Source organism: Brachybacterium paraconglomeratum, assembly GCF_003994255.1.
Classification (GTDB): Bacteria; Actinomycetota; Actinomycetes; order Actinomycetales; family Dermabacteraceae; genus Brachybacterium; species Brachybacterium conglomeratum.
Window position 1 is genome coordinate 252824 of sequence record NZ_ML133854.1, and the last position, 14831, is coordinate 267654.

A 14831-nucleotide genomic window follows, 5' to 3' on the forward strand; every position below is an offset into this window, starting at 1 on the left:
CGGGGCCGCGACGCGGGCCGGGCGAAGAGGTGGACCTGGGCCGGGGGAGGGACCTGGGTTGGGGGAGGGACCCGGGTCGACGGCGGAACCCGGGCCGTGCGAGAGGGCCGGGGCGAGCCCCGCGGGGACGACGACGCCCGCCGGACCGTGCGGGGCACGGACGGCGGGCGTCGTGGGGGAGGCGTCTGCAGAAAGGGGACTCAAGTGGCACGTCAAGGAGCTCATCGCTGCGGCGTGCCGCCTGAGTCCCGATTGTGAAGGCGGGCCCACGTCATGCAGCTGGGTCCGGGGCGTGCGCGTCAGGCCGGAGTGACGAGTCGCCCGGCGGGCGACCGCGGCTCAGTAGCCGATGGACCTCAGGTACTCGCGGGACTCGCGGATGCAGTCGATCGGGTCGCGGCCGTAGGTGTCGTCCTGCTCGATGAGGAAGTACTCGGCGCCGGCCTTCTCCGCGGCGGGCAGCAGTGCGGGCCAGTTCATGTTTCCCTGGCCCACCTCGGCGAACTGTCCGAGGGAGAGGAAGGTCCCGTAGAACTCCTTCATGTCCATCTCGCCGGCGTCGAAGCGCTTCACGGCGTCCTCGGGCATCGGCGCGACGCGGAAGTCCTTGACGTGGATGAGCTTGCAGGCGCCGGTGTAGGCCTCGAGCATGTCCAGCGGAGCCATGCCGCCGCGCTGGACCCAGTGCAGGTCCACCTCGAACAGCAGCGAGGGGGCGACGCGGCGCACGATGTCGAAGATCCGCTCGCCGTCGAACTGGATGAGGTCCACGTGGTGGTTGTGGTAGCAGAGCGTGATCCCCTTCTCCGCGAGACGGGCCGCATAGGGCTCGACGGAGGCCGCCCAGTCCTCGACCGCCTGCTTCGAGGTCATCGCCGAGAACGGCATCATGCCGATGCGCAGGAAGCGCGCACCGGTCTTCTCGCACGCCTCGACGGCGCGGTCGAACTCGGTCTCGAGCGCGAAGCCGTTGCCGCCCGGGGCGATCGAGACGCTCATCGCGGCGGTCTCGACGCCGAGGTCAGCCTTGCCGCGCACGAGGTCGTCGATGAGCTCGTCGGTCATCTCCACCTGGGAGACCTCGACGGCATCGATGTCGAGCTCGCGCACCTGGCGCAGGACCTCGTACATCCCCTTCTCGTCGATCTGATCCTTGAGCATCATGAGCTGGAGTCCGAGGACGGGCATGGGTGTTCTCCTTCGAAGAGTGCGGTGGCGGTGGTGGTGCGGGCGCGGCCCGGGCCGACGGGACGTCGACGCCGGGCCGCAGGACGAGCGCTCAGGAGCGGGTGGGGAACTTCCCCTCCTCCTCGATGCGCTTGTTGAGCTCGGAGAGGTACTCCTCGGCCGGGTAGTCCACGAGGTCGATCTCGCGGCCGGTCCAGGCCGACAGCTGCATGCCGGAGGCCAGGCGCACGCCGTTGATGCCCTCGGCGCCGTCGGCGATCAGCGGGGTGCCGTCGTTGACGTGCGCCGCGAAGTTGGTGAGGACGTCGATGTGCTGCTGGCCCCAGGCCGACTCGTAGGTCTTCTCCTCGACGGTGTACAGCGAGGAGGGATCCATCTCGCCGCGGAACAGCTTGGCCACGTCCTGCATGGTCATCTTGTCGCTGAGGCTGCGCTCGTCCTCCGACAGGCGGTAGACGGTGACCTTGTTCGACTTGTCGACGACGACCTTGCCCTTGTCGAACAGCAGCTCGAGGCGGTCGGTGCCGATGATGTCGTTGGTCGAGGTCATGAAGTGGCCGGTGACGCCCTCGCCGAAGTCGACGAGCGCGTTGACCTCGTCCTCGGTGGCGATGTCGCGCTGGAAGCCGAAGGCGAGCTTCGCGAAGACCTTCTTCGGGGCGCCGGCGAGCCACTGCCACAGGTCCAGCTGGTGGGGAGCCTGGTTGACGAGCACGCCGCCGCCCTCGCCGCCCCAGGTCGCGCGCCACTCGGACTGGTCGTAGTAGCCCTGCGGGCGCCACCACGAGGTGATGATCCAGGAGGTGTGGCGCAGCCTGCCGAGCTCGCCGGACTCGATCAGCGCCTTGAGGTCGGTGTAGACCGGGTTGGTGCGCTGGTTGAACATGATGGCGAAGGTGGTCTCGGGATGCTCGGCCGCGAAGGCGTTCATCTCCTCGACCTGCTTGGTGTAGACGCCCGCGGGCTTCTCGGTGAGGGTGTGGATGCCCTTGCCGATCGCGGTGATCGTCATCTCGGGGTGGAGGTAGTGCGGCACGGTGGTGACCACGGCGTCGACATCCCCGGAGTCCACCATCGCGACGTAGTCGTCGTAGAAGGGGGTGCCGGCGTGCTTCTCGGCGGCGGCGTCCTTCTTCGCGGGATCGGTGTCGGCGATGGCGCCGAGCGTCATGCCCGCGATCTTCCCGTCGGCCAGGAGGCCGGCGTACATGCCGCCCTGGGCGCCGAATCCGATGATGCCGAGGCGGACGTTCTTCTCCGACATGGTGTCTCCGTTCTGTGGTGGTGCCACGCTCCCGGGAGGGGACGCGGATGGATCTGGTGGGACCGAGGAGCGAGGGGAGGGAGGGGAGGAGGAACGCGCTCTCCCTCTTCATCGAGCCTATATGCGTCGGCAGACCCGTGACCGGGGCCGCCGATGCACGGGGATCAGGCCTGCTCGGTCGCCGAGGCGGCGGTCGCCGCGTGACGCTCCTCGAGGATCGCGACGTTCTCGTCGACCCGCTTCTTGGTCAGCGGGTACCAGAAGACGAGGGCCAGCAGCGAGACCAGCAGCAGCAGGGCGGGGACGAGGGTGCCGAGGGTGTAGATGCCGTCGAGCACGGACTGGCTCTGCTCCACGCCGCCGGACTGGTAGCCGATCCAGCCGAGCGCCCAGCCGACGAGACCGCCGGCGATCGCCTGGCCGAGCTTGCGGGACCAGGAGTACATGCCGTACACGGTCGCGTCGTTGCGCTCGCCGGTGCGGATCTCCTGCAGGTCGATCACATCGGTGATGAACGCCCAGATGAGGATGTTCAGCGCGGAGACGCCGAGCATCAGCAGCGCGTAGCCGACCATGAACACGTAGGGGCTGTCGGTGCGGATCACGAACAGCAGCACGCCGGAGATCACTCCGAGGATCAGGCCGACGGCGCCGACCTCCTTCTTGCCGAACGTCTTGGCGAGCTTCGAGGCGACGGGGACCAGCAGCAGGGTGGGGGCGAGGCCCACGAAGTTCACCAGGCTCAGGAGCTGACCGTCGTTGAAGTACTCGTTGAGCATGTACGGCATCATGCCGCCGAGCATCATGAAGGCGACCAGCATGAACAGGGCGGTGGCGATCAGGCCGGTGAGGCTGCGGTTGGTGAGCATCGAGCCGAGCGCCTGGCCGAGGCCCTGGCGCTGCTCCTTCTGCTTCGGCGGGGTGGTGATGCGCTCCTCGACGTTCACGAAGCACAGCAGGTAGCAGATCACGGCGAGGACGCCGCAGCCGAGGGCGGCCCACATCATCCGGGTCCCGGACATCTCCGACTGGCCGGAGACCTGGACGAAGACGACCAGCGGCAGGAGCACGGAGATCGCGAGGTTCGCGAGGGTGCCGCCGAGGGAGCGGAACACGGACAACGAGGCGCGGTGGCCGGGATCGTTGGAGATCACCGAGGCCATGGAGCCGTAGGGGATGTTGATCAGGGTGTAGAAGACCGAGCCCCACAGGATGTAGGTGGCGATCATCCAGGCCAGGCGGGTGCCGTAGGCGCCGTCGGCCACGAAGGGCGAGAACATCAGGAACGCCGTGATGGTCACCGGGACCATGATCCGCAGCAGCCAGGGCTTGAAGCGGCCGGAGCGACCGGGCTTCAGGGTGTCGATCAGACGCCCGGCGCCGATGTCGGTGAACGCGTCGAGGATGCGCGCGACGAAGAGCAGAGTGCCCACGTGGGCGGCGCTGATGCCCATGACGTTCGTGTAGAAGATCATGAAGAACGTGGACTGGAGGAGGAACGTGAAGTCGTTCCCCCAGTCGCCGAACATGTAGCCGAGTTTGTCGCGCCAGCTGAACGGCCTGATGTCCTTCTTCTGTTGGGGTGTCGCTGCGGTGGTGCTCATCGTCGAAGCTCCTTCGGGCTCATCCTTGAGTCGCGAGAGCGGCATGCGCGGGGGTGCGGGCTGCTCTGATCGCGGTGCTCTCCGGCGGACCGGCGAGGCGGGGTGTGGAGAGTCTGGTCAGGAGCGCGGAGGAGGTGGCGATGTTGCCGGAGGTTGCAGTGTTGCCAGATGGTCTCGAACTTGTTGCCTGGTGAGTAACGGAAGCTTCACCAGCGACGATGTTCTTGTCGCGACGAAGAGGTATCGGTCACATCGAGGGGTGCACGCCGCGGTTGTTCGTTCGGTTGCCAACGGTTGCCGGTGGGGGTCGGCGGTCGGTTCAGGTGTGCCGAGAGGCATTGTGCTCGGCGACGCTCGCCCGGGCGTCATCAGGGTCCCGGAGGCGCTGACACGGGAACGACGGACGGCCGGGCCGCCCACGAGGGGCGACCCGGCCGTCCGGGAGGGGTGCGGCGGTGCCGCAGGCGGTCATCACCCCGTCGGGGCGCGGCCGCGGTGGGGATCAGTAGAGGTTCAGGAAGGCCTGCAGGACCTCGACGGTGTCCCCGTCGATCTCGTCGGAGCCGTTCTGGACGGCGCCGACCTCGTGCTGGAGGCCCGCGACGGTGTCCTCGCCGATCACGCCGTCCTGCGAGGTCTTGGCCCAGGCCTGCAGGGCGAGGGTGGTCTCCTCGTCCAGCTCGCCGGTCTGCTCGACGCCCAGCCAGTCCTGGAGGGCGGTGATGGTCTTCGGGCCCATCTTGCCGTCGACCTCGAGGGTGCCGGCGACGGAGAGGTCACCGGTGGCCTTGGAGCCGGGCTCGCCCTTGGACTCCTGCGGGGCCGGGGCAGCCTCCTCGGCCGGGGCCTCCTGCTGCTTCGGCTCCTCCTGCTTCTTCTCGGTCTCCTTGGTGAAGCCGTTCTCGTCGCAGTTGTCGGCGATGCCGTCACCGTCGCAGCTCCAGTCGCCCTGGGGCTCGGTGCTCTCGCGCTCGGTGGAGCGGTTCGCCTGCTGGTCGGACTCGCGGGGCTCCGGAGCCTGCTGCTGCTCCTGCTCCTCGGCCGGGGCCTGCTGCTCCTGCTCGGGGGCCTCCTCCTGCTCCTCGGCCGCGGGGGCGCCCGAGGTGTCGGAGCCGCCGTTGATCGAGACGCCGCAGGTGGGCCAGGCTCCCTTGCCCTGCACGGCCAGGACGCGCTCGGCGACCGCGATCTGCTGGCTCTTCGAGGCCTGGTCGGCGGTCGAGGCGTACTCGGTGCCGCCGAAGCCCTCCCAGGTCTGCTGGGAGAACTGCAGGCCGCCGTAGTAGCCGTTGCCGGTGTTGATGGACCAGTTTCCGCCGGACTCGCAGGCGGCGACCTCGTCCCAGCCGGTGGCGGCCGAGGCGGAGGTGGTGGTCGCGGCGATCATGCCGGAGGCGACGACGGCGCCGCCGGCGACGGCGACGGCCGAGCGGCTGAGGCCGCGGCGGAGGGTGGCAGCGCGGGAAGTGCGCTGGGCGTGGGTGCTGTGCTTGGACAAGGGGACGTCCTCTCAGGTCGTGGGCGGTCGGCGGCCCCGGGCGGGCGCGGCTCGACCTCTTCGGACGTCGGCCAGCGTAGGGGCTCACCGCCCCCTCGCGGCAAGGACCCGGGCCCGGAACTGACCGGGGTTTTACTCTTCCGGTTCGAGGGCATGACTCGGCGAGCGACGTTCTGCGCGTCGCTGACCTGCGTTGACGCGGTGACCTTCCTGTTCGGGGTGGCACGGTGTGAGTCATGGCGCGTCCTGTGGCGCCCTTCACAGCAGCGGGCTGCGGCGCGATCGGCGGGCGGCGCGCGGCCCGTCGGGCTCGCGGCAGCGGCCCCGGACGGTTCGCACCGGTGCCCGGTGCTGCCGGCCTCCTCCGTCGGCCTCAGCCCGCGTCCGGCGGGTCGAGCGCGGCGGCCGCCGCGGCGCGGTGCTCCTCCTCGCCGGTCTCCAGCACGTAGACGCCGTAGGCGAGCGGGGAGGCGGAGAACATCTCCTCCGCGTGCTCGCCGAGCCGTGGGTGGAGGGCGCCGCCGCCGTCCTCATAGGCGGCGAGGGTCGCCTCGAAGGCCTCCGGTGGCGCGCTCGAACGCTGGAACATCAGGTCCCGTGCCGGATCGCCGACGGCGGCGGTGGTCCAGTCGAGCACTGCGCTGAGCCGCTCGCCGCGCACGAGGGTGTGGCCGGGGTAGACCTCGCCGTGGGTGAGCACGCTGCGGTCCGGCCAGTAGGAGTCCTCTGCCAGCCACGCCTCCCACCGCTCCCGCAGCGCGGGCGCGATCGGGAAGGCCTCCGCGACGCGGGCGAGGTCCTCGCGCCAGCCGGCGCGGACCTGCTCCGGAGTGCGGGACGGGATCCCGGTGTCGGCGGCCGCGACCGGGTCCACGGCGTGGAGCTGGGCGAGGAAGGTGCCGAGAGTGCGGGCGTACTCGGACGAGGCCATGTCCAGGTGCCACCGGACCGTGCCGTCGGGGTCGACGGTCAGTCCCGGGGTGCCGGGCAGGAGGGGATAGGCGATCAGGCGCTCCGTGTTGATCCGCCAGTCGGGGATCGCGACGTCCAGGTGCGGGGCGAGGTGGGCGAGCAGCCGGCCCTCGACCGCGGCGCGGGCCAGCACCTCGGCGCGACGGGGGATCCGCAGCACCCAGTCCTGCCCGTCCCGCGAGCGGGCGAAGGCGACGCGGAAGTCGAGGCCGATCTCCTCGGTGCGCAGCGAGTCGCCGAGGAGATCGAGCCCGTGATCGGCGGCGAGGGCGAGGAGCTGCTCGAGGTCGGCGGGCGGGGGAGTCCCGGCGTCGGCCGTGGCCGACGACGGGCTCGAGGGGGATGTCTCGGTCATCCCGGCAGTCTGCCGGGTCGCGCGCACGACGTCATCCGGTTTCCCGGCCGACGGTGCGCCCGTCCGGTGCTCGCCGGCCGCGATGCCTGCCCGCGTAGGCTCGGGCCATGCGCGGGATGCGAGGAGGCGTCGGCGCCTTGGCCCGGGCAGCGCTTCTCGCGCTCGCCCTGGTCACGGCGGTGCATCTCGGGGCGCAGCTGCGCGGCGGCGGGCCCGTCGCCGAGGTCACCCAGCCCCTGCTCATGCCGCTGCTGCTCGGTGCGCTGCTGGCCGGGACGGAGCCCCCGCGCGGCCGGCTCGTCCGGCTCTTCGCGCTGGGGCTCGTGCTCTCGTGGGCGGGGGACACCCTCCCTCGGTTCCTCGACGGTCAGGCGCAGTTCCTCGCCATGCTCACCAGCTTCCTGCTCGCCCAGATCGTCTACGCGCTCGCGCTGTGGCCGCTGCGGGGAGGGTCGCTGCTCGCGGCGCGATCGCCGGGCAGGTCCGCGGCCCGGAGCGCGGGATCCCGGGGTGCAGAGGGCCGGGAAGCTCGGAGCCGCGGCGACGGGACGGGGCGCGCCCTCGCCGGCCGCGCGGCGGTGCTCCCCTATCTCGGCGCCGCCGTGCTGATCGTGGGGCTGTGCACGCCGTCGGCCGGGGTGCTGCTGCCCGCGCTGGTGGTCTATGCCGCGGCGATCTGCGCGATGGCGGTTCTGGCCACGGGGCTCGGAGTGCGCGGCGGGATCGGGGGAGCGGTGTTCGTGGTCTCCGACTCCCTCATCGCCCTGAACACCTTCGACGTGCTCACGCTCCCGGCGCACGAGGTGTGGGTGATGGCGACCTATGTCGCGGCGCAGGTGCTGCTCGTGCTCGGCGTGCTGGGGCACCGCGCCCGGGCCGGACGACGGCCGAGAGATGGCGCTGGGCGTCACGATACGGCGTTATCGCCGCATCGTGACGCCCAGCGCCCGTGACCGACCAGGGTCCTGAGGGCCGACGGGCGGCGAGCCGGGGGATGCCGGCCCGATGGGGCTGCCCGGCTGGCGGAGGCTGCCCGATGGGGCTGCCCGGCTGGCGGAGGCTGCCCGATGGGGCTGCCCGGCTGGCGGAGGCTGCCCGGTGGGCTGGCCGGCCGGGGGCGGCACGGTGAGCCGCCCGGCCGGGCGGGCCCCCGCTCAGCCCCGGCGCGCCTCGGCGTGCTCGGCGCGCGCCTGCTCGCGGGCGCGGCGCTTGGCCTCCTTGGTCTCCCGCAGCTCCTTCTCCTCGGCGAGGGTGATCACCGTGCCGCCGGGATCGGTCGCGACGGTGCCGTCGGGGTGGGTGACCAGCAGGCCGTCCGGCTGCTCGTCGGAGCGCTCGCCCCGCTCGTTGAAGGCGAGCCGCGCCTCGTGCACGCGGTGGGCGTCGGCGAGGAGCTCGCGCACGCTGTGCTCGGCCACGACGATGTCCTCGTACTTCGCGGGCAGGCCGTCGACGATCTTCTCGTGGGCGAGCATCTTCTCGTACATCGCGTCCCGCTGCTCCTCGAAGGAGCGGTAGGTCATCTCGAGATAGGCGCGGGCCTCGTGATGGGCGTTGTTCACCGCGGCCTGCGCCCGTCCCTTCGGGGACAGCAGGGAGGCGAGGACCGTGACCGTGAGGACGCCGATGATCACGCTGAGCGAGAAGGCGGTGGTGATCTCCGGGATCGCGTGCACGGCCTCGCCGCCGTTGATGAAGCCCAGCTCGTTCTCGTGCAGCGCGTGCACGACGAGCTTCACGCCGATGAAGGCGAGGATGATCGACAGGCCGTAGGAGAGGTAGACCAGGCGGTCGAGCAGCCCGTCGATGAGGAAGTACAGCTGGCGCAGGCCCAGCAGGGAGAACACGGTCGCGGTGAACACGATGTAGGTGTTCTGGGTGAGGCCGAAGATCGCCGGGATCGAGTCGAGCGCGAAGAGGATGTCGGTCGCGCCGATGGCGATCATGACCAGCAGCATCGGGGTGAGGACGCGCTTGCCGTTCTCGATGGTGAAGAACTTGTCGCCGTCGTACTCGTCGGTCGCGGGCAGGACCTTCTTCACCAGGCGCACGAAGACGCCCTCGGAGTCCTCGTGGGAGTCCTCCTTCAGCTCGTCCACGATCATCTTGATCGCGGTGTAGAGCAGGATCGCGCCGAAGAGGTAGAAGGCCCAGGAGAAGTTGTCGATCGCGGCGGCGCCGAGGGCGATCATGCCCGAGCGGGCGATGATCGCGAAGGTGATGCCGAACAGCAGCACCTTCTGCTGGTCCTCGCGGGGCACGGAGAAGCCGGCGATGATGATCAGGAAGACGAAGAGGTTGTCGACCGAGAGGGCCTTCTCGGTGACGTACCCGGCGAAGTACTCGGTGCCCATGTCGACGCCGCCGAAGACCAGGACGAGCACGCCGAAGGCGAGGGCGATGCCGACGTAGAGCGCGGACCACACGGCCGCTTCGCGCAGGGTGGGGATGTGCGCCTTGCGCACATGGAAGATGTAGTCGAAGGCGAGGAGCCCGAGCACCACGATGATGGTGACGGCCCAGATCAGGGGGGAGACGGTCATGGAGGACCTTCCGGGTCGTGAGACGAACCCGGGTCTCTCCACCTGTCGTGACGTCTGACAGGCCGCTGCGCCCGGGGGCCCGTTCGGCGGTCCCCGTGTTGACGTGCGCAGCGTGGCGGATACTCCCCCGTTGCCGACCGCGAGAGTAGACGGCGTCCCTGGGAAGCTCCCGAACGTCGCCCGTGGGTTCGGGGGAGATCTGCGACCGACCTCTCGCCCGCGGGCGGTCACCCTCGGGCGGTCAGCGGTCCTCGAGCGCGTCCTCCAGCTCGTCCTTGGTCATCGTCGAGCGGCCCTCGACCCCCTGCCGGCGGGCGTCCTCGTACAGCTGCTCCTTCGTGCGCCCCTGCGCCCCGCTGTGCGAGCGGCGGCCGCCCCGCTCGGACGGGGCGTCGTCCTCGAGGGACACGCGGCTCGCCTCCTCGGACTCGCCCTCCTGGGCGCGGGTCTTGTTCACGGTGCGGGCCGCGATCTCCTCGGCCTCGTCCTCGGGGACGCCCTTGTCGAGCTGGCCGTCCTTGATGTGCTGGTACTGGCGCTCGCGCTTCGCGCTCCATGCCTCGGGCATGACTGCTCCTCCTTCTCCGTCCTGCGTCCACGACCCCCGGACGGGGTGCCGTCGTGCCGGACGTGACCGGCATCTCCATGCTGGCGCGCGGGCCGGGCCGATGTCGAGGCCGGGGGCCGATCGGTCGGGACCGGGAACCGGGAACCGGGGCCCGGACGGCCCGGACCGTCCCTGCGGGAGGCGGGGCCGGCCGACGGGGACGGCTTCCCCGTCGGCCGGCGACGCTCACTCGCGCGGCTCACTCGCGGGCGCGGTCCCCGGACATCGAGCCGATGCTGTTGGACGGGGTGGCCTCGTCCTTCCAGCGGAGCAGCGCGCCGACGCCCTCGGGGATCCCGAGCGCGTCCTCCTGCAGGGCGGAGACCGAGGCGTCGGTGGCCAGGGCCGTGCGCAGCAGCTCCTCGATCCCGGCGGGCTCCCCGCCGGTGACGAACACCAGCTCCTCGACCTGGCCGCGGCTGATCGCCTGGGCGACCTCGGTCGCGCCGCCCACCGAGGCGCCGTCGCGCGCCTGGCTCTCGCGGAAGCGGCCCTCGAGGTCCCGCTGCCTCCCGGCGATGAACTCCTCGGTGATGCGGGTGAGCGCCTCGCGGAAGGGGCCGCGGTCCAGTGCTGTGCCGCGGCTGCCGCCGGGGACCTCCAGGAGCCGCTCGCGGGTCTCACGGCCCAGCGCCTCGCGCAGCAGTCCCATCGCGCGCACGTCCCCGCTGAGCATCACCATGTCCACGCGGTGCTCGCGCAGCGCGCGCTCGACGGCGGCGGCGACCGCGTCGGCGTTGCGCTCCCAGGAGTCCTCGACGCGGGCCTCGAAGTTGTCGGCCCGCCAGCCGTGCTGGGGACCGCCTCCGACGCTCGCCTTGTGGAGGACGTCGTGGCCGCCCTCGACGGTCGCGTCCTCTCCCAGACCGTTCGGGCCGTGGGCGATCGACGGGTTCTCCGGTGCTCGCAGGTGCAGGTCGGCGCCGGCCCGGTCCACGACCACCAGCAGCTGTCGCACGGCGAAGGGGATCAGCTGCAGCAGCGGCAGCAGCTGCGGGAACTCGCCCCGGTGGGCCGACTCCTGCAGCGGGGGTGCCGGAAGCACCCGGTCCACGAGGATCCCGTCGTCGGTCGCGAAGACGGAGCGGCCCTGACGTCCGCCGAGGGTGGAGGGGCTGAGCACCGTCTCCTCGATCTGCGCGAGCAGCCCCTGCGGGGCGCCGTCGGCCGCGAGGGTGGAGCGCATCCGCCCCCAGCGGGCCTCGAGCTCGCCGGCGGCATGGGGGTCGGTCCGGGTGGTGTCGAGGTGGACCGAGACGACGGGGCCGTCCGCTTCGAGGACGGGCGTGAGCCAGGGCAGTTTCACAGTGGACCTCCAGGTGCTCGACGTGCGGGGACGACCGTGCTCCCAGCTCGGCCTCTTCGCCCCGCCTGGGTCCGTTCAACCCTGGCACGCGGGGTCCGGCATCGCAAGCGGGTTCGGGCCGAGGGGGTCGCTGCCCTGCGTGGGGCCCGCTCCGCCTCCCGTCCCGCGGGGCGGTCAGAAGGTGAAGCCGCGGAAGAGCAACAGCGCCAGGCCCAGGCCGACGACGAGGTTCACGACGGTCGCCGCCGCGAACACGACGATCGGCTTCCAGCCGGACTCCCTGATGCTCGAGGCGTTGAACTCGAGGCCGATCGAGACGAAGGCGAGGGTCAGCGCCCAGGTCTGCAGCTCCTTGGCGGCGTCCAGCCGCGGCTCGAGCACCGCCTCGGGGAGGGACTCCGCGAGCACCGTCGCCACGACCGAGGCGAGCAGGAAGCCGAGCACGAACTTCGGGAACCGCTCCCAGAGCATCGCCAGCGAGCGGCGATCGCCCACGCGGCGCGTGCCGGAGCCGGCGACGGCCCGGCCGGCGGCGGGGGCGACCTTGAAGGAGAAGTACAGCGTCAGCAGCACGGCGACGATGCCCAGCAGCGCGTTCTGGGTGACCTTCACGATCGAGGCGATCTGCAGCGGCTGCTCGCCGGCGACCGCGCCCGCGGCCGTCACCGCGGCGGTGGTGTCGATGTTGCCGCCGATCCAGGCGCCGGTGACCGCGGGGGACAGCCCCATCAGGTCCGCGAGCCAGGGGAGCAGGAAGATCGAAGGCACCGCGAAGACGATCACGAGGGTAGCGGTGTAGGCGAGCTGCTCCTTCTTCGCCTCCACGGCGCCGGCGGCCGCGACGGCGGCGGAGACCCCGCAGATCGACAGGGCGGTGGCCAGCAGCGCCCGCAGCCTGTCGTCCAGGCCCAGCAGTCCGGCGAACCACCAGGTGAAGGCGAAGACGGCGGCGATCAGCAGGATCGCCTGGAGCACGGCGGGGCCCGCCGCGCGCACCACGATCGCGAAGTTCACCGTCGCGCCCAGCAGCACCAGGCCCACCTTGATGAACAGCTCGGTGCGGAAGGCCGCGGCCATGCGGCGGCGCACCCCGGTCAGGGACAGCACCGCGTTGCCCAGGAAGCCGAGCGCGATCGCGTAGACCGGGTACTCGATCGACTTCGCGACCTTCCCGACGGCGGTGCCCTCGGTGAGCTCGGGGACCGCATCGGTGAGCACCGAGACCAGCCAGGCCAGGGCCACCACGATCACGAGGCCCGCGACGGTCCAGCCGAGCGCGGCGCGCGGAGCCGGGGCGGGGGAGGGGGCGGCGGCCTCGGCCGCGGCGCCGTCGGCGGTCCGCTCCGTCGCGCTCACGGGATCAGCTCCGAGGAGATCAGCCCGGCCATGCAGGCGCCGAACAGGACGAGCCCCACGAGCGTCGCGATCCAGTCCTCGCCGAGGGAGAACCGCTTGTGGTCATCGGGGTTGTCGGGGCGCTCGGTGCTGCTCACCGTTCCTCCTCCAGTCTCGGGATGCCCCGGCGCACGCACCGGGGCCTGGAGGCACTGTAGGACATCGGCTCGGGGTGTCTCGGCGAGCGACCAGCACGTTCGCTCCGCGACCGCGTCCTGTCAGGCGCCCGTCAGCTCTCGTCCATGTGACGGACACCCGCGGCGGCCGCCACGACGCGCCAGTCCTCGGCCAGGGAGGCGATCGTCGCGTGGGCGTTCAGGCCGGAGGGCTGGGGGACGACGTGGAGGTCGATCCCGGACGGCCAGCCCTCGACCTCGGCGGGGTCCTGCCGGCCGAGCCGGGCGCGGGGCAGGGCGTAGGCGGTGCGGAAGGCGGTGATCCCGGCGATCGCGACCGTGCGGGGACGCAGCGTCTCGAGCCGCTCGACGAGGCGGCGGCCGGACGCGCGCAGCTCCTCGCGGCCCAGCTCGTCGGCGCGCACGGTCGCACGGCCGATCAGGTTCGTGATCCCGATGCCGCGGGCGCGGAGGTCCTGCTCGTCCTCGGGGTCCAGGCCCCGGGAGGCGTCCACGAGGCGGGAGGTGAGGCCGGCGCGGTGCAGGGAGGGCCAGAAGCGGTTCCCGGGCCGGGCGAAGGGGGCGTTCACGGCGGCGGTCCACAGCCCCGGGTTGATGCCGACGATCAGCAGGCGCAGCTCCTCGCCCCGGCGCGGATCCGGCAGCACGTCGTCGATCGCGTCGGGATCGGGGGTCGCGAAGTCGGCCAGCTCGTCCCGGGTGGGACGCCGGCCGCCGAGCGGGGAGGGGCGACGGGTGCTCATCCCGGCACTGTACGTCGGCCGGCGGTCGTACTGTGCTCCCATGCGCCCCATGGAGGCAGGACGACTGCAGGTGATCGCGGGCCCGATGTTCGCGGGCAAGACCGAAGAGCTGCTGCGTCGCGTGCACCGGGCGCGCCTGGCGGGTCGGCGCGTCGAGGTGGTCGGCCACAGCCTCGACGACCGAGGCGGCGCGGCCCGGCTCAGCACCCATCTGGGCCGCAGCACGCCCGCCCGGATGCTCGAGGACCCGGAGATGCTGCGAGGGCTGGGGGACACGCCCGAGGGCGCCGAGGGCCGGATCGAGCTGCTCGCCCTCGACGAGGCGCAGTTCTTCGGCCCCGCCCTCGTGCCGGTGCTCGAGCAGCTGCTCGAGGACGGGATCGATGTCGCCGTCGCCGGGCTGTGCCTCACCTACGACGGCGAGCCCTTCTCCCCGCTGCCGGAGCTGATGGCGCGAGCCGAGGAGGTCGTGAAGCTCACCGCGGTGTGCACCGTGTGCGGGGCCGACGCCGCCTTCCACATCCGCCTGGTCGAGGACGGGGCCGACGCCCGGCGCGCGACCGCCGCGCAGGTGGGCGGCGGGGAGTCCTACCGGGCGCGCTGCCGCGCCCACCGCGATCCCGCCGCGCGGGAGCCGCGCCGGCTCAGGTGAGCGGCTCGGCGCCCCCCTCGAGCAGCTCGATGCCGTCGAGGTCCCACTGCCCGTCGATGCGCCGCACGTAGTAGCGCAGCGGCACCTCGACCTGCTGCCCGTCGACCGTGTACGTCTCGGTCACCTCGAACACCGCATAGCCCTGACGGTTGATGCGGTCCTCGACCTCGTAGTCCACGGCGCTGACCGCGCCGAGCTCCTGCTCGAACACCTCGCAGCTGGTCAGACCGGAGCCGGTGCGGAACTCCTCGGTGGTGGAGTCCATGAACAGCTCGCAGTCGGTGGTCTCGAGCGCGCTGTAGAAGTCCTCGAGCGTGGACTGCGGGTTCCCCCGCGTCAGCAGCTGCACGGCGATGAGCACCACCATCGCGCCGACGACGAGCAGACCCACCGCGGCCACGCCGGCCAGCAGCAGCCAGTGCCACATCGGCCGCTTCGGACGACCGCCGCGGGCGGGCGGCGGACCTCCCTGGACGGGCTGGGCGTGGACCATGACGTCTCCCGGGGGATGAGGGGCAGCGGCGGGCTGCCGAGGCGGAGGACTGCGGACGGTGAGGTGCTGAGGCG

Annotated in this window: 14 protein-coding genes; 2 read left to right on the plus strand and 12 right to left on the minus strand. The window is 71.7% G+C overall.

Features of this window, described 5'->3' with window-relative positions:
- Positions 1 to 339 precede the first annotated feature (339 nt).
- The 5 genes from DS079_RS08675 to mphO all read right to left on the minus strand — a co-directional run bounded on the left by DS079_RS08675 (position 340) and on the right by mphO (position 6881).
- The gene (locus DS079_RS08675) at positions 340 to 1188 is read right to left on the minus strand and encodes a sugar phosphate isomerase/epimerase family protein (RefSeq protein ID WP_126986590.1); all 849 of its coding nucleotides are present in this window, start codon (positions 1186 to 1188) and stop codon (positions 340 to 342) included.
- A 91-nt stretch (positions 1189 to 1279) separates the two neighbouring features.
- Complete coding sequence (locus tag DS079_RS08680; RefSeq protein WP_126986592.1) at positions 1280 to 2452, minus strand: Gfo/Idh/MocA family protein; 1173 nt, start codon at positions 2450 to 2452, stop codon at positions 1280 to 1282.
- 164 nt (positions 2453 to 2616) lie between these two features.
- Positions 2617 to 4056, minus strand: a complete 1440-nt coding sequence (locus DS079_RS08685; RefSeq protein WP_126986594.1) for an MFS transporter — start codon at positions 4054 to 4056, stop codon at positions 2617 to 2619.
- Between the two features lie 502 nt (positions 4057 to 4558).
- Entirely contained in the window at positions 4559 to 5554 is a 996-nt protein-coding gene (locus tag DS079_RS17610) for a transglycosylase family protein (RefSeq protein WP_126986596.1), read from the minus strand.
- A gap of 373 nt (positions 5555 to 5927) precedes the next feature.
- On the minus strand, positions 5928 to 6881 hold the full coding sequence (gene mphO / locus DS079_RS08695) for a macrolide 2'-phosphotransferase MphO (protein WP_206516150.1): 954 nt from the start codon (positions 6879 to 6881) through the stop codon (positions 5928 to 5930).
- 107 nt (positions 6882 to 6988) lie between these two features.
- Between mphO and DS079_RS08700 the strand changes: the two genes are divergently transcribed.
- Positions 6989 to 7834, plus strand: coding sequence for a lysoplasmalogenase (locus DS079_RS08700; RefSeq protein WP_206516151.1), 846 nt, complete (start codon positions 6989 to 6991; stop codon positions 7832 to 7834).
- Between the two features lie 201 nt (positions 7835 to 8035).
- On the opposite strand, the gene DS079_RS08705 is transcribed toward DS079_RS08700, so the two are convergent.
- The 6 genes from DS079_RS08705 to DS079_RS08725 form a co-directional block, all read right to left on the minus strand.
- Positions 8036 to 9424 carry a TerC family protein gene (locus DS079_RS08705; RefSeq protein WP_126986600.1) on the minus strand — a complete coding sequence of 463 codons (1389 nt, stop codon included), beginning with the start codon at positions 9422 to 9424 and terminating at the stop codon, positions 8036 to 8038.
- Between the two features lie 241 nt (positions 9425 to 9665).
- Positions 9666 to 9992, minus strand: a complete 327-nt coding sequence (locus DS079_RS08710) for a plasmid stabilization protein (RefSeq protein WP_126986602.1) — start codon at positions 9990 to 9992, stop codon at positions 9666 to 9668.
- A gap of 238 nt (positions 9993 to 10230) precedes the next feature.
- Positions 10231 to 11337, minus strand: coding sequence for a baeRF2 domain-containing protein (locus tag DS079_RS08715; protein WP_126986604.1), 1107 nt, complete (start codon positions 11335 to 11337; stop codon positions 10231 to 10233).
- Between the two features lie 174 nt (positions 11338 to 11511).
- Positions 11512 to 12693 (minus strand): YeiH family protein, encoded by a 1182-nt coding sequence (locus DS079_RS08720; RefSeq protein ID WP_126986606.1) that lies wholly within the window; start codon positions 12691 to 12693, stop codon positions 11512 to 11514.
- The gene (locus tag DS079_RS17070; RefSeq protein ID WP_164736164.1) at positions 12690 to 12830 is read right to left on the minus strand and encodes a hypothetical protein; all 141 of its coding nucleotides are present in this window, start codon (positions 12828 to 12830) and stop codon (positions 12690 to 12692) included. The genes DS079_RS08720 and DS079_RS17070 overlap by 4 nt, the downstream gene beginning before the upstream one ends.
- A 131-nt stretch (positions 12831 to 12961) precedes the next feature.
- The gene (locus tag DS079_RS08725; protein ID WP_164736165.1) at positions 12962 to 13612 is read right to left on the minus strand and encodes a mismatch-specific DNA-glycosylase; all 651 of its coding nucleotides are present in this window, start codon (positions 13610 to 13612) and stop codon (positions 12962 to 12964) included.
- A gap of 40 nt (positions 13613 to 13652) precedes the next feature.
- Here DS079_RS08725 and DS079_RS08730 point away from each other — a divergent pair, with 40 nt between their 5' ends.
- Positions 13653 to 14264 carry a thymidine kinase gene (locus DS079_RS08730; RefSeq protein WP_126986608.1) on the plus strand — a complete coding sequence of 204 codons (612 nt, stop codon included), beginning with the start codon at positions 13653 to 13655 and terminating at the stop codon, positions 14262 to 14264.
- On the opposite strand, the gene DS079_RS08735 is transcribed toward DS079_RS08730, so the two are convergent.
- A complete protein-coding gene (locus DS079_RS08735) occupies positions 14257 to 14757 on the minus strand; it encodes a hypothetical protein (protein WP_126986610.1) in 501 nt (166 codons plus the stop codon). The two genes, DS079_RS08730 and DS079_RS08735, sit on opposite strands and share 8 nt — an antisense overlap.
- Positions 14758 to 14831: the final 74 nt, after the last annotated feature.

Coding starts and splice junctions, on each gene's coding strand:
- DS079_RS08675 (WP_126986590.1), bottom strand. CDS start 1,188: ATGCCCGTCCTCGGACTCCAGCTCATGATGCTCAAGGATCAGATCGAC.
- DS079_RS08705 (WP_126986600.1), bottom strand. CDS start 9,424: ATGACCGTCTCCCCCCTGATCTGGGCCGTCACCATCATCGTGGTGCTC.
- DS079_RS08730 (WP_126986608.1), top strand. CDS start 13,653: ATGCGCCCCATGGAGGCAGGACGACTGCAGGTGATCGCGGGCCCGATG.
- DS079_RS08685 (WP_126986594.1), bottom strand. CDS start 4,056: ATGAGCACCACCGCAGCGACACCCCAACAGAAGAAGGACATCAGGCCG.
- DS079_RS08735 (WP_126986610.1), bottom strand. CDS start 14,757: ATGGTCCACGCCCAGCCCGTCCAGGGAGGTCCGCCGCCCGCCCGCGGC.
- DS079_RS08710 (WP_126986602.1), bottom strand. CDS start 9,992: ATGCCCGAGGCATGGAGCGCGAAGCGCGAGCGCCAGTACCAGCACATC.
- DS079_RS08700 (WP_206516151.1), top strand. CDS start 6,989: ATGCGCGGGATGCGAGGAGGCGTCGGCGCCTTGGCCCGGGCAGCGCTT.
- DS079_RS08680 (WP_126986592.1), bottom strand. CDS start 2,452: ATGTCGGAGAAGAACGTCCGCCTCGGCATCATCGGATTCGGCGCCCAG.
- DS079_RS08725 (WP_164736165.1), bottom strand. CDS start 13,612: ATGAGCACCCGTCGCCCCTCCCCGCTCGGCGGCCGGCGTCCCACCCGG.
- mphO (WP_206516150.1), bottom strand. CDS start 6,881: ATGACCGAGACATCCCCCTCGAGCCCGTCGTCGGCCACGGCCGACGCC.